The sequence below is a fragment of the Streptomyces sp. NPDC096205 genome (assembly GCF_044763135.1).
Lineage (GTDB): Bacteria > Actinomycetota > Actinomycetes > Streptomycetales > Streptomycetaceae > Streptomyces.
Genome location: NZ_JBIWFS010000006.1, coordinates 220030 through 237692, shown reverse-complemented (window position 1 = coordinate 237692; position 17663 = coordinate 220030). Strand labels below are relative to the sequence as shown.

Annotated in this window: 12 protein-coding genes; 6 read left to right on the top strand and 6 right to left on the bottom strand. The window is 73.7% G+C overall.

The window, feature by feature from the left end; translation table 11 throughout:
- Nucleotides 1-52 precede the first annotated feature (52 nt).
- Both purU and ACIQ6Y_RS23295 read right to left on the bottom strand, forming a co-directional pair.
- Nucleotides 53-934 carry a formyltetrahydrofolate deformylase gene (gene purU, locus ACIQ6Y_RS23300; protein ID WP_404041871.1) on the bottom strand — a complete coding sequence of 294 codons (882 nt, stop codon included), beginning with the start codon at nucleotides 932-934 and terminating at the stop codon, nucleotides 53-55.
- Nucleotides 935-980: 46 nt separating this feature from the next.
- Entirely contained in the window at nucleotides 981-1481 is a 501-nt protein-coding gene (locus ACIQ6Y_RS23295; protein ID WP_404041870.1) for a hypothetical protein, read from the bottom strand.
- Nucleotides 1482-1599: 118 nt separating this feature from the next.
- Between ACIQ6Y_RS23295 and ACIQ6Y_RS23290 the strand changes: the two genes are divergently transcribed.
- Nucleotides 1600-2904: an ABC transporter substrate-binding protein gene (locus ACIQ6Y_RS23290; protein ID WP_404041869.1), complete on the top strand. Its 1305-nt coding sequence runs from the start codon at nucleotides 1600-1602 to the stop codon at nucleotides 2902-2904.
- Nucleotides 2905-2926: 22 nt separating this feature from the next.
- Here ACIQ6Y_RS23290 and ACIQ6Y_RS23285 read toward each other — a convergent pair whose 3' ends face one another.
- Complete coding sequence (locus tag ACIQ6Y_RS23285) at nucleotides 2927-4714, bottom strand: hypothetical protein (protein ID WP_404041868.1); 1788 nt, start codon at nucleotides 4712-4714, stop codon at nucleotides 2927-2929.
- Nucleotides 4715-4853: 139 nt separating this feature from the next.
- A complete protein-coding gene (locus ACIQ6Y_RS23280) occupies nucleotides 4854-6239 on the bottom strand; it encodes a transcriptional regulator (protein ID WP_404041867.1) in 1386 nt (461 codons plus the stop codon).
- A 305-nt stretch (nucleotides 6240-6544) separates the two neighbouring features.
- Between ACIQ6Y_RS23280 and ACIQ6Y_RS23275 the strand changes: the two genes are divergently transcribed.
- From ACIQ6Y_RS23275 to ACIQ6Y_RS23255, 5 genes are all read left to right on the top strand, one after another.
- Complete coding sequence (locus ACIQ6Y_RS23275; protein WP_404041866.1) at nucleotides 6545-7207, top strand: bifunctional DNA primase/polymerase; 663 nt, start codon at nucleotides 6545-6547, stop codon at nucleotides 7205-7207.
- A gap of 77 nt (nucleotides 7208-7284) precedes the next feature.
- Entirely contained in the window at nucleotides 7285-8055 is a 771-nt protein-coding gene (locus ACIQ6Y_RS23270; protein WP_404041865.1) for an ABC transporter ATP-binding protein, read from the top strand.
- Nucleotides 8052-9671: a transporter gene (locus ACIQ6Y_RS23265; protein WP_404041864.1), complete on the top strand. Its 1620-nt coding sequence runs from the start codon at nucleotides 8052-8054 to the stop codon at nucleotides 9669-9671. The genes ACIQ6Y_RS23270 and ACIQ6Y_RS23265 overlap by 4 nt, the downstream gene beginning before the upstream one ends.
- A 65-nt stretch (nucleotides 9672-9736) precedes the next feature.
- Entirely contained in the window at nucleotides 9737-10513 is a 777-nt protein-coding gene (locus tag ACIQ6Y_RS23260) for a hypothetical protein (protein WP_404041863.1), read from the top strand.
- A gap of 2 nt (nucleotides 10514-10515) precedes the next feature.
- Nucleotides 10516-15174 carry a CHAT domain-containing protein gene (locus ACIQ6Y_RS23255; protein WP_404041862.1) on the top strand — a complete coding sequence of 1553 codons (4659 nt, stop codon included), beginning with the start codon at nucleotides 10516-10518 and terminating at the stop codon, nucleotides 15172-15174.
- Between the two features lie 87 nt (nucleotides 15175-15261).
- Here ACIQ6Y_RS23255 and ACIQ6Y_RS23250 read toward each other — a convergent pair whose 3' ends face one another.
- Both ACIQ6Y_RS23250 and ACIQ6Y_RS23245 read right to left on the bottom strand, forming a co-directional pair.
- Entirely contained in the window at nucleotides 15262-16263 is a 1002-nt protein-coding gene (locus ACIQ6Y_RS23250) for an alpha/beta fold hydrolase (RefSeq protein WP_404041861.1), read from the bottom strand.
- A gap of 531 nt (nucleotides 16264-16794) precedes the next feature.
- A complete protein-coding gene (locus tag ACIQ6Y_RS23245) occupies nucleotides 16795-17487 on the bottom strand; it encodes a metal-dependent transcriptional regulator (RefSeq protein WP_404041860.1) in 693 nt (230 codons plus the stop codon).
- Nucleotides 17488-17663: the final 176 nt, after the last annotated feature.

The following is a 17663-nucleotide window of genomic DNA, read 5'->3' as shown; positions in this document are numbered from 1 at the left end:
CGAGAAACCACGAATCACCCGCAGCCGCCAGACGACAGAACCACCCGAGCCCCTAGGCGAACACAACCGTCCGCCGGCCGTTCAGCAGAATCCTCCGCTCGGCATGCCACTTCACCGCCCGCGCGAGCGCCTGGCACTCCACATCGCGGCCGACGGCGACGAGCTGGTCGGGGGTGACGTCGTGGGACACCCGCTCGACCTCCTGCTCGATGATCGGCCCCTCGTCGAGGTCGGCGGTGACGTAATGGGCCGTCGCGCCGATGAGCTTCACACCGCGCGCGTGCGCCTGGTGATACGGCTTGGCGCCCTTGAAGCTCGGCAGGAACGAGTGGTGGATGTTGATGATCCGCCCGCTGAGCTGCTTGCACAGGTCGTCGGAGAGGACCTGCATGTAGCGGGCGAGAACGACCAGCTCCACACCCTCCTCGCGGACGATCTCCAGCAGCCGCGCCTCGGCGTCGGACTTGGTGTCCTTCGTCACGGGAATGTGGTGGAAGGGCACGTCGTACGACCCCACCAGCTCGGCGAAGTCGGTGTGGTTGGACACCACGCCCGCGATCTCGACGGGCAGTGCCCCGGTGCGCGCGCGGAAGAGCAGGTCGTTCAGGCAGTGCCCGAACTTGCTGACCATCAGCAGGACCCGCATCTTCTGGTCGGCCCGGTGGATCTGCCAGTCCATGTGGAAGGAGTCACCGATCGCCGCGAAGCTGGCGCGCAGCTTGTCCACGGTCACCGGCGGCTCGGCCGAGAAGTGGACGCGCATGAAGAACAGACCCGTGTCGTGGTCGCCGAACTGCTGACTGTCCTCGATGTTGCAGCCGGTCATGAACAGGTAGCTCGACACGGCGTGCACGATGCCCTGCTTGTCGGGGCAGGACAGGGTGAGGATGTACTGCTCGGCCGGGGCCGCGGCTCGGGTGGGCTGTTCGTTCATGCAGGAAAGGGTCCCACACGCGGCAGCACGGCCCCCAATCGTTCCGCTAGGCGGACCGGGTCAGAATCCGCAGTACTTCCAGGGTGCGCGGCGGCGTGTCCGGGTCCTCGCCGTCGCTGGTCGCCATCCGTACGTGGGCGTCGCGCGCGGCCTGGACGGCCTCCGGCCAGGCCGGGTGCTCCATGTAGGAGGAGACCGGCGCGTCCGGGCCGACCTGGTGCATGATCCGCAGCACCCGCAGCACGGCGGTGTCGACGAGCGCGGCCTCCTGCGAGTCGCGGAAGATCGTGCCGACGTACTTCTCGGCGGACCAGTTGTCCAGCCAGGTGTCCTCCACCAGCCGGTACACGGCGTCGGTGACGTCTCCGTAGCCGTCGACGCCGGCCAGCCAGACGTCGCGTTGGAAGACGGGGTCGGAGAGCATGTGCAGCGCGGAGCGCACGTTGCTGCGCCAGCGCCACCACGGCATGTCATTGAGCGGCATGCCGCCCATGGTGGAGGAGCGACGGCCGCGACGGGAAGAGTTCTCCGAACCTTGCACGGTCATCGATCGTACGTTCCTCGTCTCACGGTCCGGACCGGTCCCCCGCAATTCACCTCGATGTCACCCGCTGTTGCCCGACGGACACTCCAGGGTTAGGGATGTGGCGGAATCGTGCGTGGACATGACCGGCAGGCGACATGACCGCAGCACCTTCCTCCCCACGCTCACCAGGCCCGTCAGAGCGGGCATCCGCACTGCGGGTGTCCTGGTGGCGTGCGCGTCGCTCGCCGCAGGGTGCGGGCTCATCCCCGGCGTCTCGGGGGGCGACGGGGATGGCCCGATCACCGTGATGACCTGGGCCCCCGAGGACACCAACCTCACCAACAAGCCCGGAATGCCCGCTTTCGCCCGCGCTTATGCCCGCTGGGTCAACTCCCACGGCGGCATCAACGGACGCAAACTGCACGTGGCCACCTGCAACGAGCGCAACGACTCCGTCTCGGCCGCCAAGTGCGCGCGGCGCGCGGTGAAGGAGAACGCCGTCGCTGTCGTCGGCTCCTACAGCCAGCACGCCAACTCCTTCTTCCCCATCCTGGAGAGCGCCGGCATCCCCTTCATCGGCGGCTACGGCATCACCGACGACGAGTTCACCTCGCCCCTGTCCTACCCCGTCAACGGCGGCCAGCCCGCCCTCCTGGCCGGCCTCGGCCAGGAACTCGCCGACGACTGCGGCCCCGTCTCCCTGGTACGGCCCGACACCATCGCCGGCGACGAACTCCCCGTCATGCTGAACGCCGGCCTGAAGGCGCGCGGACACACGCAGGCCGACGACGTACGGGCCGCGGAGGACGCCACCGAGTTCTCCACCCAGACCCGGTCCGCGCTGAGCGGCGCGACCCGCGACCCGGAGCGCACGGGCTGTGTGCTCTCCGCCCTCGGCGACCGCACCGGCACCTTCATGGACTCCTTCCGGCGCGCCCGCGCGGAGTACCCCGACGTCCGCACCGGCACGGTCCTCGGCAGCGTCGACCAGACCGTCATCGACGCCTCCGGCGGCAGGTCGGGGCCGTACGAGGGGTCGTTCATCACCGGCTGGTACCCGGTGGAGACCGACCCGCGCTGGGACGGCATGAAGAAGGTGATCCGCGAACAGGCCTTCACCGACACCCGGATCGACCCGGCGGACGCCGGGGTGCAGACCACCTGGATCGCCTACACCGTCCTCAAGGCCGCGCTCGACAAGATCGGCGGCGGCGAGGTGTCCCCGGACACCGTGCGCCGCACCCTCGACGACGGCATGGAGATCGACACCGGCGGGCTCACGCCGACCCTGCGCTGGAAGTTCCAGGACCGGCTCGCCTCCATCGGCTTCCCCCGCCTGGTCAACACGGACGTGACCCTTCAGGTGGTCCGCGAGGGCCGGCTGGTCTCGGCCCGCAAGGGCTTCCTCGACATGACGAAGACACTCCAGGGCGCGGACGTCTGACGACGCCCGCGCCCCGCGCGCCTCACAGCTGGGTCGGCTGCCGCTCGGTCAGGCCGTACTTGCGGGCGATGGCGTTCCACAGCCCAGCGGCCTTGTTCTTCTCCGTGGTGGCGGTGCCGCTGGCCTTGTTGCCCTCCTGGGCCTGCCCGGTGGCCCGGGCCTGGCCGCCCTTGCAGAACTTCTTCTTGTTGCCCGCCACCTGGTCCGCCCACGCCGCGTAGTGGTTGTCGGCCGACGCGGACGCCTTCCAGGCGTTGGTCAGGGCGGTGGTCAGCTCGCCGTGCGCGGGCAGCTGGTCGACGGAGAGGGCCTCCAGGCGGGTCACCAGGCCGCTGCGCTGCTCGGCCGCGGCCCGCAGGTCCTTGGCCGCCTGGCCGAGGTTGCTGCACGACTTCACATTGCCGACCGCGCTGATCACCGACTGGCGGCTGGTGCCGCTGTCCGCCAGCAGCTTGTCCAGCTCCACGGCCTGCGCCTTCGCCGGGTCCTCGCTCGGCGAGGCCGACGGGGAGGACTCGGTGCTCTGCTCGGTCGCCGGGGCCGACGCGGCGACGTTCTTGGAGTCGTCCTCGTCACCGCCGCCGCTGCCCATCAGCGCGCCCGCGCCGATGCCCAGCACCGCGATGCCGATACCGACCGCCGCGATGACCGCCACCCGCGAACCGGTGCGCCCACCGCGCCCGCCGTCGTCCCGGCCGTCCCGCCGCCCGCCGTCGCCGGGGTACGCGCCCCCGTGCCCGGGACCGCCCGGACCGCCGGCGTGGTCGTACGACGGCTGCGGGGCGTAGCCGCCCTGCGGCGCCTGCATCCGCGGCATCTGCTGCGTGGCCCCGCCCTCGCCCGGCTCGCTGCGGAACAGGCCCGCGAACTCGGCGGGCGGCTCCTGCCGGTCACCGCCGGCCGCGGGCACGGGCGGGATGTACTGCGTGGCGTCGGCGTCGGACCCGCCGGCCGCGGGCCCCGACTGCTGGGCCCGGCCCAGATACGTCGTCATCTCGGCGGGCGTCTCGGCCCCCGGACCGCCGTACGCCCCGGAGGGGGCGCCCTGCGGGCCGCCGTAGGAACCCTGGGGTGCGGCTCCGGGGCCGCCGTAGGTGCCGCCCGGCGTCTCGGGCGGCAGGGCGCCCGGGTTCACGGGCCGCAGGTACTGCGTCGCGCCGTCCTCCGCGGCGGGCGCGGCGGGCGCGCCGGGTGCCACGGGCGGCAGGTACTGGGTGGCGTCCGCGTGCGCGTCGGGCGCGGGAGCGGCCGCCACCGGAGGTATGTAACGGGTGGCCTCGTCGACGGCGGGCGGCAGCGGAGCCGCGCCGTACGCGCCCTGCCCGCCGCCATGACCACCACCGTGCGCACCCGGCGCACCCTGAGGAGCCCCGTACGACCCCTGAGCGCCACCGCCCTGCGGGCCCTGACCGCCGTACGGGCCCTGACCACCACCACCCTGCGGAGCGCCGTACGCGCCCTGGCCGCCGTACCCGCCGCCCTGCGTGCCGTACGGCGGCTGGGCGCCCGGCGGCGTCTCGGGCGGCAGCGGGCCGGCCGACGGGGCCGGCCCGGGGGCGGGCGCGGCGGACCAGCCGGACTGGTCCGGGGAGCCCCACTGCTGCTGGTCGGGCGGGGTCGGCCATTGCTGACCGGACGCCGGGTCGTGCTGCGCTGCCTCCGGCCCCCAGGGCGTGCCCCACGCCTGGCCGCCGGGCGGCGCGGCGGCCGGGCCGCCCGGCACCAACGGCGCGCCGCCGTCGGAGGGCAGCACGACGCCTTCGCGCGCGGGCCGCGCCGAGGGCTCCTCGCCCTGTCCACTCTGCGTCACCGGGACTCCTGCCAATGGGGGACCTTCGTCAATCGTCGGCTCACGCTACCGGGTCCCCCGAGCCGCGTGCCACGCAGCTCAGAGAGCGATCTCCCTTCCTGTGACGACGGTTACAAGGCCGTACGCCCATGACGAGGGCTCATGCCGCCTGCTGGAGGTCCAGCCGCGCCCCGAACTCCCGTACCACCGCCTCGTCCCGGAAGGGCTCCAAGCGCTGCTGGAAGTCCTCCAGGTACTCGGCGCCCCGGTTGGAGCGCAGGGTCTCCAGGATCTCCACGGCTTTCAGGCCCGAGCTGCAGGCCTGTTCGATCTCCCGCTGCTGCACCTGGGCCGTGGCCAGCAGCACATAGCCGATGGCACGGCGCCGGGCGCGCGAGGCCGGATGCCCGGCCAGGGACTGTTCGGCGCAGCGCGCGGCTGCCTCGGCCTGCCCCAGGTCGCGGTGGCAGTGCGCCAACTCGTCGGCGAGGTAGGCCTCGTCGAAGTGCGCGATCCACGCCGGATCGTCCCCGGAGGCGGGGTCCACCCGCTCCATCGCCGACAGCGCCCGCCCGCTCGCCGTCTGCGCCGCGCGTACGTCGCCCAGCAGGGCGTGCCCGCGTGCCTCGGCCGCGAGGAACATCGCCTCCGCGCGCGGGGTCACGACTCCACGCGCCCCCTCCTGCGCCGCCCGCGCCAACTGGGCGATCTCGCGCGGGTTTCCGAGCTGCGCGGCGAGATGGCTCATGGACGCGGCCAGCACATAGCCGCCGTAGCCGCGGTCTCCCGCAGCCTGGGCGAGACGCAGCGCCTGGATGTAGTAGCGCTGGGCGAGTCCCGGCTGCCCGGTGTCGACGGCCATGTACCCGGCGAGTTCCGTCAGGCGCGCGACCGCGGCGAACAACTCGCGCCCCACCGCCTCCCGGTACGAGCCCGCGAGCAGCCCGGAGACGACGCTGTTGAGGTAGTGCACGACGACCGGGCGCACATGCCCGCTGCCGTACTGATGGTCGAGGTCGGTCAGCGCCTGCGTCATGGCCCGTACGGCGGCCACGTCCGAAAGGCCCACCCGGGGCCCCGCCGAGCGCGCCACCTGCGCGTCCGGCGAGGAGATCAGCCAGTCCCGGCTGGGCTCGACCAGCGCGGACGCGGCCACGGAGGAGCCGGACAGGAAGTCCCGCCGGCCCACGTCGCTGCGCCACAGCTCACACACCTGCTCGATGGCCCCCAGTACCGTCGGCGAGAACTGGAGACCCACGCCGGAGGCGAGGTTCTTGCCGTTGGCCATGCCGATCTCGTCGATCGTGACCGTACGGCCGAGTTTGCGGCCGAGGGCCTCGGCGATGATCGCCGGGGCGCGTCCGCGTGGCTGCTGTCCGCGCAGCCAGCGGGCCACGGACGTTTTGTCGTAGCGCAGGTCGAGACCGTGCTCGGCGCCGCACATGTTGACCCGGCGGGCCAGCCCGGCGTTCGAGCAACCCGCTTCCTGGATGAGCGCCTGCAGCCGTTCGTTCGGCTGCCGCGCGACGAGAGGCCTTGCGGCCATGCTGGTGACCCCCTGTGGCTGCGGTGCCTGCCCGTGCACCGGGTTGACGTGTCCTGCAAAGACTCCGGAACGAATTCCGGCCGTGAAGATCAATGCCCCATGGACATACCGCACATGCGAGGCATGCCAGAATTGCCGGGGTAGTTACCGAGGTGAAGGTGCAGCCGACCCACCGGTGCCTACCCTTCCCGCGCCGCGAATCCTCCCGCGCGCCCCCGCCTGTGCATCCGTGCGCCCCGGACGCCGAATCGATGCTCCTGCCCCGCGCGCGAGCGCGCCCGTAACCCGCGGTGGGCGGTGGAGTTGTGTTCAGCGTGGAAGAGACGATCCCGGGCACCGAGACCGCGCAGATCCCGCAGCAGCGCGGGGAATCCCTGCTGGAGACAGCCGTACGCTACGCCGAGGAGCGCCACTGGGACGTGTTCCCGGGCACCTGGCTGGAAGCCGTCGACGGGGTGCAGCGCTGCTCCTGCGAGAACCCCGCGTGCCCCGTGCCCGGGGCGCATCCGGCGCGGGACGACTGGGCGACGCAGGCCACGGGCAGCGCGACCGTCGCGCGCCGGATGTGGCAGAAGCAGCCGAACGCGTCGATCCTGCTGCCGACCGGGCGCACCTTCGACGCGATCTCCGTGCCGGAGACGGCCGGGTTCCTGGCGCTGGCCCGGATGGAGCGGATGCAGCTGACACTGGGTCCTGTGACGTTGACGCCGGAGCGGCGGATGCACTTCTTCGTGCTGCCGGGCGCGTCTGTGAAGGTGCCTGAACTGGTGCGGAAGTTGGGGTGGTCGCCTTCGTCGCTGGACCTCGTGGCGCTGGGAGAGGGTGATTACGTGGCTGCGCCTCCCACTCGGTTCGGGTCTCGTGGGGCTGTGCAGTGGGCGTGCCGGCCCACGCCCGCCAATCGGTGGCTGCCGGATGCGGAGGAGTTGGTGTCGCCGCTCGCCTATGCGTGTGGGCGGGACCGGTAGTCGGGCGACTGCTTGCCCGTCGTGGTTGCTCGCGCAGTTCCCCACGCCCCTTGGGGACGTGCGCCTAAGGTGCGTTCATGACGTCAGCCGTGCGTATTCACGACCTCTGGAAGCGGTTCGGGCAGCAAGTCGCCGTCGGGGGGATCGACCTCGACCTGCCCGCCGGGCGGTTCATCGGGCTGGTCGGACCCAACGGGGCCGGAAAGACGACCACCCTCTCCATGGTCACCGGACTGCTGCGGCCGGACCAGGGAACGGTCGAGGTCGTCGGGCACGACGTGTGGCGGGACCCCGTCGAGGTCAAGGCGCGGATCGGGGTGCTGCCGGAGGGGCTGCGGCTGTTCGAGCGGCTGTCCGGGCGGGAACTGCTGGCCTACACCGGGCGGTTGCGGGGGCTGCCCGGCGCGGAGGTCGACAAGCGGGCCGCGCAACTGCTGGACGTACTGGACCTGGCGGGCGCGCAGCACAAGCTGGTGGTCGACTACTCCACCGGGATGCGCAAGAAGATCGGGCTGGCGGCGGCCCTGCTGCACAATCCCGAAGTGCTGTTCCTGGACGAGCCGTTCGAAGGCGTGGACCCGGTGTCCGCGCAGATCATCCGCGGGGTGCTGGAGCGGTACACGGCGTCCGGGGCGACCGTGGTGTTCTCCTCGCACGTCATGGAGCTGGTGGAGTCGCTGTGCGACTGGGTGGCCGTGCTGGCCGCCGGGCGGATCAGGGCGCACGGCCCGATCGCCGAGGTGCGCGGGAAGGCGCCCACCCTCCAGCAGGCCTTCCTCGAACTGGTCGGCGCCCACGGACGGGACACCGGCAGCGACCTCGACTGGCTGGGCGGCGGCCCGCGATGACGACGCCCACCTCCACGACAACGCCCTCCTCCACGACGCTCACCTCCACCGTCGTACGACTGAAGCTGTCCCTGCTGCGCAACGGCCTGCGCCAGTCCGGCGGACGCCGGGCCGCCTATGTGGCGTCGGCCGTCATCGTGCTGCTGTTCGCGGTGGGGCAACTGCTCGGCCTGGTCGCGCTGCGCGGCCACGCCCACGCGGACGCCGTCGTCGTCCTGCTGGCGGCCGTGCTGGGGCTGGGCTGGGCGGTGATGCCGCTGTTCTTCCCCAGCGGCGACGAGACCCTGGACCCGACCCGGCTGGTGATGCTGCCGCTGCGGCCCCTGCCGCTGGTGCGGGCGCTGCTCGTGGCGTCGCTGGTGGGGATCGGGCCGCTGTTCACGCTGTGCCTGGCCGTCGGCTCGGTGATCGCGGTGGCGCACGGCGGCGCGGCGTACGCCGTCGGAGTCCTGGGCGTCGCGCTGACGCTGCTGGTGTGCGTGGCGCTCGCGCGGGCCGTCGCCGCCGCCAACCTGCGGCTGCTGACCAGCCGCAAGGGCCGCGACCTCGCGGTGCTGAGCGGGCTGGTGATCGCCGTCGGCGCGCAGGTCGTCAACTTCGGGGTGCAGCGCCTCGGTTCCAACGGGCTAGGGCAGCTCGACCCGGTCGCCGACGTGCTGCGCTGGCTGCCGCCCGCCTCCGCGCTCGGGGCGGTGCACTCGGTGAGCGAGGGGTCGTACGGCACGGCCGCCGCGCAGCTCGCGGTCAGCGTGGCGGCGCTGGTCGCGGCGCTCGTGGTGTGGGCGCGGCAGCTGACCCGGCTGATGACCTCGCCGGACGGCTCCACCCTCCAGGCCGCCGACCCCGGCCCCCGCGCGCGTACCTCCACCGGCCTGGCCCGGCTGCTGCCCGCCGGACGCACCGGCACGGTGATGGAACGCAGCCTGCGCTACATCTGGCGCGACCCCAAGACCAAGGCCGCCTGGGTGACCTCGCTCGCCATCGGCCTGATCGTGCCCGTGTTCAACGCCCTCCAGGGCACCGGCTCGATCTACTTCGCCTGCTTCGCCGCCGGAATGCTCGGCATCCAGATGTACAACCAGTTCGGGCAGGACACCTCCGCCTTCTGGATGGTCGCCATGACCATCTCCTCCCCCCGGGACGCCTACGTCGAACTGCGGGCCCGGGCACTGGCCCTGCTGGTGATCACGCTGCCGTACGCGACGCTGGTGACCGTCGTGACGACGGCTCTGCTCGGCGACTGGGAGCGGCTGCCGGAGGCGCTGGGACTGTCCTTCGCGCTGCTCGGCGCGATGCTGGCGACCGGGGCGTGGACCTCCGCCTCCTTCCCGTACTCCATTCCGCAGGAGGGCTACAAGAACGTCGTCCCCGGCCAGGCCGGGCTCGCCTGGATCTCCATCTTCGGCGGCATGGTCGCATCGGCCCTGCTGTGCTCACCCGTCATCGCCGCCACCATCTGGCTTCACGTCGACGCGGACAGCGAGCACCTGCTGTGGCTGCTGCTGCCGCTGGGCACGGCGTACGGGGCGCTCCTCACCCTCGCCGGGCTCCGGCTGGCCGCGCCGCGCACCGCCCGGCGGCTGCCGGAGATCCTGGCGGCGGTCAGCAAGGGCTGAATCAACCGGGCTGCCCGCCCCTCTAGTTGGGTACACCGTGCGTACCGACGAGCGGGGGAGCGGGCGTGACCAGATGGTTCAGGCGATCGGGGAGTACGGGCAGGGGCGCCGAGGAGGAGCCGCTGGCCCACGCCGACCGGCTGCGGCTGGAGTACGCTCGCACCGGCGACCCGGCCCTTCTGGTGCGGGCCGCGCGGGCCGCCGAGCAGGCCGTGAGCCAGTACCCGGCCGAGGACGTCCGGCAGGCTTCCGCCCTGTCGGCGCTGTGCATGCTGACCCGGCTGCGCTGGGAGCGCGAGCGGGACGTACGCCTGCTGGAACAGTCGCTGGAGTACGGGCGGCAGGCGGTCGAGGCCTCACCGCCGGGTGACCCGGAGCTGCCCCGGCACATGTCGTCCCTGGCCACCTCGCTCCAGGAGGCCTTCGACCGGGACGGGCGGGCGCAGGACATCGACGAGGCGATCACCCTCTACCGTTCGAGCCTGGACCTGCTGCCCGCCGACCACCCCGAGCGTGCCGGCATCCAGTCCAATCTGGCGAACTCCCTTCTGCGCCGCACCCGGCGCTTCCCCGACCCGGCCGTTCTCGACGAGGCGGTCCAGCACGCACGCGCCGCGCTCGCCGGCACACCGCCCGCCGATCCGCTGCACGCGATACGGCTGGTCAACCTCGGCGGCGTGCTGTTCGCGCTGGCCCAGAGCGGGCAGGTGACGCATCTGATCGAGGCGCACGAGCGGTACGAACAGGGCCTGCGCGAGCTGCCGCCCGGCCATCTGGCGCGCGGGCAGGTGGAGGGCGCCGTACGGCAGCTCCGGCAGCTCCGGCAGCGGTTCGGGTTCTGAGCGTGCGCGAACTGCGTCTGCATGTCCGCGACTTCGCGGGATCCGACCGGTGGAGCTGGGAGCTGACCGGGCCGGACGTCCGGGCCCGGCACGACGTACGGCTCGATGTCTCGCGCCCGGAGTACGAGGCGTTCCTGGACCTCGCCGGATTTGTGCGCCGGCATGCCCCGCCGGACCGGCGGGCGGCGCGCGAGCGGGAGATCGTGCGGGAGGTCGGGGCCTGGATCGGTGCGGAGGTGCTCGGCCCGATCGGGCCGCTGCTGCTCGCGGCGGCACCCGCGGTGGTCCGGGTCGTGGTCCCGGCGGACGTACCGGCCGCGCGGCGGCTGCTGTTCGTGCCGCTGGAGCTGGCGCATGTGCGGGGGCGGCCGCTGGCCGTCCAGGACGTGACACCGGTGATGCAGGTGGGGCAGGAGGCCACGACTGCGGAGGAGCGGAGTGGGCGCCCGGTACGGGTGCTGGCGCTCTTCAGCCTGCCGCAGGGCAGCCGGGCCCTGAACCTGCGCCGCGAACGCACCGCGCTGGCGGGCCTGTTCACCGAGGCGGCCCGCTCCGGGCGCGCGGTGGAGCTGCGGGTCCTCCAGTACGGGGTGAGCCGTGAGCGGCTGCGGGCCGTGCTGGCCGAGCCGGGCGGCTGGGACATCGTCCACGTCTCCGGCCACGGCACACCCGGCGAGCTGCTCCTGGAGACCGACACCGGCCGGCCGGACCGCGTCACGGCCGCCGACCTCGCCGATCTGCTGGCCACGGCCCGCCGGGTCGGCCTGGTCACCCTCTCGGCCTGCTGGTCGGCGGCGCTGACGGTACGGGAACAGCGCAGGGCGCTGGGGATACCGACGGCCTCCGGGGAGCCGACCGAGAGCCACTCCGGCCGCACACCCGATGCCAGGACCGTCGCCGCGAAGCCGACCGAGGGCGACTCCGGCCGTGCACCCGATGTCGGTGTCGTCGCCGGGGAGCCGACCGAGAGCCACTCCGGCCGCACACCCGATGCCAGGACCGTCGCCGCGAAGCCGACCGAGGACGACTCCGGGCACGCACCCGATGCCAGGACCGTCGCCGCGGAGCCGACCGAGGACGACTCCGGGCACGCACCCGATGCCAGGACCGTCGCCGCGAAGCCGACCGAGGACGACTCCGGCCGCACACCCGATGCCAGGACCGTCGCCGCGGAGCCGACCGAGGACGACTCCGGCCGCGCACCCGATGTCAGCGTCGTCGCCGCGGAGCCGACCGAGGACGACTCCGGCCGCGCACCCGATGTCGGTGTCGTCGCCGGGGAGTTGGTGGCGCGGCTGGGGTGTGCCGTGCTCGCGATGCGCTATCCCGTCGCCGACGAGTTCGCCGTCGCGCTGGCCGAGCGCCTCTACCGGCGGCTCGTCGTCGACGGCCTGCCGCTGCCCCGCGCGCTCGCCGGTGCACTGTCCGAGACGGCGCAGCAGCACGGCCCGGCCCTCTCGGCAGCCACACCCGCACTGTTCGGCGCACGGGCGGCCACCTTGCGACTGACCCCGTCCCGGCACCCGGCCGGCCCGCCCACAGCGCCCCACACCTCCGGCGTACCCCCACTCCCCGACCGCTTCGTCGGCCGCGTCCCTCTCATGGCCCACCTCAGCACACTCCTCGCCCCCGGCAGCGGGGCGTGCGGGGCGGTGCTCCAGGGCATGCCCGGGGCCGGCAAGACGGCATGCGCCCGGGAACTGGTCGAGACCCACGCCCACGCCTTCGAGACGGTGGTGTGGTTCAAGGTGCCGGAGCGCAGACAGTCCGACGCGGACGCGCGGGACGTGAGGGCGGAGTTCGCGGCGGGGATGGAGGAGTCGGGGCTCTGGGGGGTGGGGCTGGGGGAAGCGGGCCCCGGGGAAGCAGGCCAGCCCCTCGGCGACGGCGAGGAGTTCGCCGCCGCCCTGGCATCCTGTCTGGCCCGGCGCCGGGTCCTGCTGGTCCTCGACCACGTCGACGCGCTGCTCGGCCCGGACGGCACCTGGCGGGACCCCCGCTGGGCGCGGGTGACGGAAGCCCTGTCCGGGCATGCGGGGCCCGGCCGAACGCTGCTCACCTGCCGTGTCCGGCCGCCCGGAGCGGGGCCCCGGCTGCCCACCGCCCCGGTCGACCTGCTCACCCCCGACGAGGCGCTGCTGCTGGCCCGTGAGCTGCCCCACCTGGCGGCGCTGGCCGAGGGCCGGGCGGCCGGCCTGGCCCCAGGTACCGGCCGCCGGTACGCCACCGCCCTGCTGGAGGTGACCCGAGGACACCCCCGGCTCCTCGAACTGGCCGACGCGCAGGCCGCCGACCCGGCGCGGCTCGCGGCACTGCTGGGCTCGGCGGGACGGGCCTGGTCCGAGGGCGGCGGCCTGCCGGAGGGCTTCTTCACCGACTTCACCGACGGCCGACCGCAGGGCCGGGACGAGCCGGACGACACCGACCACCTGCGGCTGCTGAGTGCCTGGACCGACAGCATCACCGACAGCCTGACCCCCGCCCACGCCGACCTGTTCCGCTTCCTGTGCTGCCTGGAGGAACCCGACCGCGTCGACGCCTGCGTCGCACACAACTGGCCGGACCTCCGCGCCCGCCTCGGCCACCCCGCCGAGCCACCGTCCACCGGCCTCGCCACCCTCGCCGAGCAGGGCCTGATCACGCCGCGCCCGACATCGTCGTATGCCAAACAGTCGTACGACATCCAGGCCGCGGTCGCCGAACAGGGCCGGGCGGGCGCCGGGGCGGAGCTGCGGCGGCTGGTCGACGAGCGGATGGCCGGGTACTGGGCGCGGATCTTCGAGATGGCGTGGCGGCGCGAGGGCACGGACGCGGAGGGGGCGTCGGCGGCGGGGCCGGTGCTGGCGCGGGCGGGGCTGTCGGCGGCGCCGTATCTGCTCCGGATCGGGCTGGCGCAGGGCGCGGAGGCGTTGCTGCAGGCGGTGCTGCGGCGCGACGACTCACGGCCGACGGTGGCGCGCGTGATGCCGGTGCTGCGCCGGATCGCCGTACTGGCCGCGTCCGATGACGGTACGGCGCCCCCGACGGACGCGCTGGCGGAGGTGCTGTGGGCGACCGATCCGGCGACGGCCGAGCGGATGGCGCGTACGGCGCTGGCGCGGGCGTCGGAGCGGGGTGACGCGGCGGGGGTGTCCGCGGCGGCCGGACGGCTGGTCGGGCTGTGTGTGCGCAACGGGCGGCTCCAGGAGGCGCTGGACCTCGCCGGCACCGAGATCGCCCACGCCCGTACGGCCGGGCTCGGCGGCTGGGCGGGGCTGGTCGGCGAGGTGCACCGGCTGCATGTACTGGCGGAGCAGGGGCGGGCCGCGCAGGTGCTGGCCGAGGCGGCCGTACTGCGTCGCCGTATGGACGCGCTGCCGCGCACCTCGGAGTCGCGCTCCACGGACGGCACGGTGTGGTGGCAGGTCTGGGAGGAGTTCTGCGACACCGGGCAGCGGGCCGCGATCGTGGCCGAACAGTGGGCGACGGCCCTGAAGTTCAACGCCGAGCTGTGCACGGTGAAGGCCTCCCGGGGCGCACCCGGCATCGATGTGGCGCAGGCCCGCTTCCCCGCCTACCTGCCGCTGCTGCGGCTGGGGCGTCTGTCCGACGCGCTGTCCGTGCTGGAGGGGTGCCGGGAGGTGTTCGAGGCGGCCGACGACCCTCTGCACCTGGGCGAGGTGTTCGGCGCGCTCGCCACCGTCGAGGACGCGCGCGGCCGCGGGGCGCTCGCGCTGGCCCGGGGCCGCGACTGTCTGCGCTACGCCTACCGGGGCGGCTTCCCCGCCGCGATCGCCGTCAGCCACGCCAACTACGGCTCCTACCTGCACGCCCACACCCGTGACGCCCCCGCCGCCGTCGCCCACCACCTCGCGGGCGCGCTGCTCGGCCTCCTCACGGGCGGCCGGACCGCCGACGCGCTGGGGGCGGTCGTGAACGACGTCCTCGTCCTCGGCGCCGACGCCGCCCTCCTGCCCGCCGATCCGGCCGAGCTGTGCGCCCGGGTCGCCCAGGTGCCCGGGGTGGCTCTGGACCGGCTCCTGGAGCGATTGTCGCCGGACGCGGGCCGGGTGCGGGCCCTGCTGGAGACGGCGGTCCGGGAGGTACGGCGGGAGGCGGGGGCCGGTGGGAGGCCGTCCGGGGAGGCCGTCGCGCGGGCCGTGTGGGCGCTGGCGTGGGAGCCCGTGCTGGGCGCGCTCGTCGCCGCCGAGCGGGGGAACACGGCGGCCCGGGTGAAGGTGCGGCAGCAGTTGGAGCGGTACGCCGGGACGGACCCCCGGTTCGGCCCGCTGGCAGGGGTGTTGGGGCGGATCCTCGCGGGTGAGCGGGAGCCGGGAGTCCTGCTGGCGGGGCTGGGGCCGTTCGACTCGCCGGTGGCGGCACGGGCGCTGGCGGCGCTGCGGGGCGAGGTGGCGGACGTGGCGCCGGAGTTGTGGCCGGTGATGCATCTGGGCCTGGCCCTGGGCAATCTCCTGGCCGCCGCGACGTCCTACGGCCCGACCGCCGAGGTCACCCGCGGCATCCTCGACGGCTTCCGCACCGACCCCGCCCTGGCCTCGGCCCTGGAAGAGATCCTGGCCGGCGCCCGCGATCCCGCCCTCACGGCCCGGCCGGCGCTTCCGGCGCACCGGGCGCTGGTGGCGGCGGTGCTCCGGTGCGTGGGCGAGATCGAGAAGGCGTGACGGTTTCCCGGGCGCGCCGAGTGCGCCGGGTGCGCCGGGTGCGCCGGGTGCGCCGGGTACGTCACTGTGTCAGGTGCGCCGAGTGCGTCACTGTGTCAGCACGCCGTCCAGGAACGGCTCGATCGCGGCCCGCCACGCCTCGGGCTGGTCGTAGTGGACGAGGTGCCCGGCGTCGGCGACCTCCGCGTACTGGCCGTGGGGCAGGACGCGGACCATCTCCTGCGCCTCGGCGCGGCCCAGTTCGCCGTCGAGGCCGCGGACGACGAGTGCGGGGCACCGCACCTGGGCCAGCTCCTCCCAGTGCGCGTCGTAGACCCAGGTCTCGCGGGACTTCAGCATCTGCCCGGGCTCGAAGACGGGCCGCCAGCCGTCGGGCGACTCCTGCATGACCTCGGCGTAGAACGCGCCGCGGGACGGGTTGGGCCGCTCCACCCAGGGGTCGTCCTCGCCGAACCACTTGCGTACGTCGGCAAGGGTGGCGAAGGGCACGGGCCAGGACTCGAACCAGTCGGTCCACTCGCGCTGCGAGGCCGCGCCGAGGGCGGAGGCCCGCATGTCGCAGATGATCAGGGCGCGGACGAGGTCGGGGCGTTTCGCGGCGAGCTGCCAGGCGGTCAGCGCGCCCATGGCGTGGCCGATGAGGACGGCCGGCCCGAGGCGGAGCTGTTCGAGGGTGGCCTCGGCGTCCTCGACGTACGCCTCACGCGTGTACGCGGCCTGTGGGGGCTTCTCGCTCTGTCCATGGCCCCGCTGGTCGAGCGCGACGGCACGGTGCCGTCCGGAGAGCCAGCGGGCGGTGGACGCCCAGTGCGAGGCACGGCCCATCAGGCCGTGCAGTAACAGCACGCCGGGGGTGGATTCACCCTCCGCACCGAAGCCACTGCCCGGCTCGGGGGCGTCACTGGGCTCGGGGGCGTCGCCCAGCCCGAAGGGGTCGTCCCGTCCGGGTCCGTCGCCCGGCCCGGGTCCGTCGCCCGGCCCGGGTCCGTCGTCCGGCCCGGGTCCGTCGCCCGGCTTGGGAGGGTCGCCGAACTCCCATGCCGCGAGGCGTACCCCGCCGCTTCCCGTCACATCGATGCGCCGCGCCATTGCTCCCGGTACCCCCAAGCTCCGCTCGGACCGCCCGCTCCCGCTCGGGCGGCGCGGTCCGCCCGTACTGCGTCCGCGCCCTGCCCGCCGTACCGCCGTTGTGCTGCTGCTCGGGCGGATCGCCCACCGGCAGACTATCGAACCCCTATTCGAAAACGCGGTCTTGCCCGGTAACACCGCTCATTCGAGTGACACCGCTCAAGGAATGATCGCCGCCGCCGAGGGGAGACCTTCAACGGGAGGCGGACCGCTCGGGGAAAACGGTCCGAGGGGAACGACCCTGAGAGCTCGGGGCTCCGGGTCGACACAGGGGAGGACAGGCCCCGGCGCCACACGGCGCCGGGGCCCTCCGCTCGTTCTCGGCACATCCGCCCGCCCGCCCCTCCCGGTCGTATGCCTCACGCGACAGCCTGGCACGCGCGGCGCGCCGCCGCTGCGATTCGACGCAGCCGGGCCGGGATTCGACGCGGCGGCGAAGGACCACAGCAGCCCCACCGCGCCCGGACGTCACCCGCTCACACGGGAGAGGCGTCAGCGCTTGGCGACGAACACGTGCGAGGCGACGTCGCTGTCCAGCTCGGCCGCCTCGCCGCCGCTGCCGACCAGCACACCGCCCGCCGACTCGGTCACGCTGACCACCGAGCCGGGCTGCACGCCCGCGCGCCGCAGGGTGTACATCAGCTGCGCATCCGTCTGGATGGGCTCGCCGATCCGGCGCACCACGACCGTCTTGCCGTCGCTGCCCGGGTCGAGCTCCGCCAGGGAGACCATGCTCTCGTCCAGGAAGGCCTCGGCGCCGTCCTTCTCGCCCAGCTCCTCCAGGCCCGGGATCGGGTTGCCGTACGGCGACTCGGTGGGGTGGCGCAGCAGCTCCAGCACGCGCCGCTCCACGGCCTCGCTCATCACGTGCTCCCAGCGGCACGCCTCGGCGTGGACCTGCTCCCACTCCAGGCCGATGACGTCCACCAGCAGACACTCGGCGAGCCGGTGCTTGCGCATCACGCGCGTGGCCAGCCGACGGCCCTCGTCGGTCAGCTCCAGGTGCCGGTCGCTGGCCACGGACACCAGGCCGTCGCGCTCCATCCGCGCCACCGTCTGGCTGACCGTCGGCCCGCTCTGGTCCAGCCGCTCGGCGATGCGGGCACGCATGGGGACAACACCTTCCTCCTCCAGCTCGAGGATGGTGCGGAGATACATCTCCGTGGTGTCGATCAGTCCGGACATACGTGCCCCTCGGTGAGATCTGCCGGAGGCTCGACGGTCTCCGGCCCGTGCGCTGGCCCTGGCATCAATTCTGCCGGATACCACTGACAACCGTGCCGCGCAGCCCGAAGCGGCCGCGCCCGGCACCCCCTCCCCCGCCGTCAACCGCTCCCGGCCCCGGAGGCTTCCTGCCCGCC

What these genes read in the sequence shown, in the direction of transcription:
- purU (WP_404041871.1), bottom strand. Translation starts at nt 934, where the DNA reads ATGAACGAACAGCCCACCCGAGCCGCGGCCCCGGCCGAGCAGTACATC.
- ACIQ6Y_RS23295 (WP_404041870.1), bottom strand. Translation starts at nt 1,481, where the DNA reads ATGACCGTGCAAGGTTCGGAGAACTCTTCCCGTCGCGGCCGTCGCTCC.
- ACIQ6Y_RS23290 (WP_404041869.1), top strand. Translation starts at nt 1,600, where the DNA reads ATGACCGGCAGGCGACATGACCGCAGCACCTTCCTCCCCACGCTCACC.
- ACIQ6Y_RS23280 (WP_404041867.1), bottom strand. Translation starts at nt 6,239, where the DNA reads ATGGCCGCAAGGCCTCTCGTCGCGCGGCAGCCGAACGAACGGCTGCAG.
- ACIQ6Y_RS23270 (WP_404041865.1), top strand. Translation starts at nt 7,285, where the DNA reads ATGACGTCAGCCGTGCGTATTCACGACCTCTGGAAGCGGTTCGGGCAG.
- ACIQ6Y_RS23265 (WP_404041864.1), top strand. Translation starts at nt 8,052, where the DNA reads ATGACGACGCCCACCTCCACGACAACGCCCTCCTCCACGACGCTCACC.
- ACIQ6Y_RS23250 (WP_404041861.1), bottom strand. Translation starts at nt 16,263, where the DNA reads ATGGCGCGGCGCATCGATGTGACGGGAAGCGGCGGGGTACGCCTCGCG.
- ACIQ6Y_RS23245 (WP_404041860.1), bottom strand. Translation starts at nt 17,487, where the DNA reads ATGTCCGGACTGATCGACACCACGGAGATGTATCTCCGCACCATCCTC.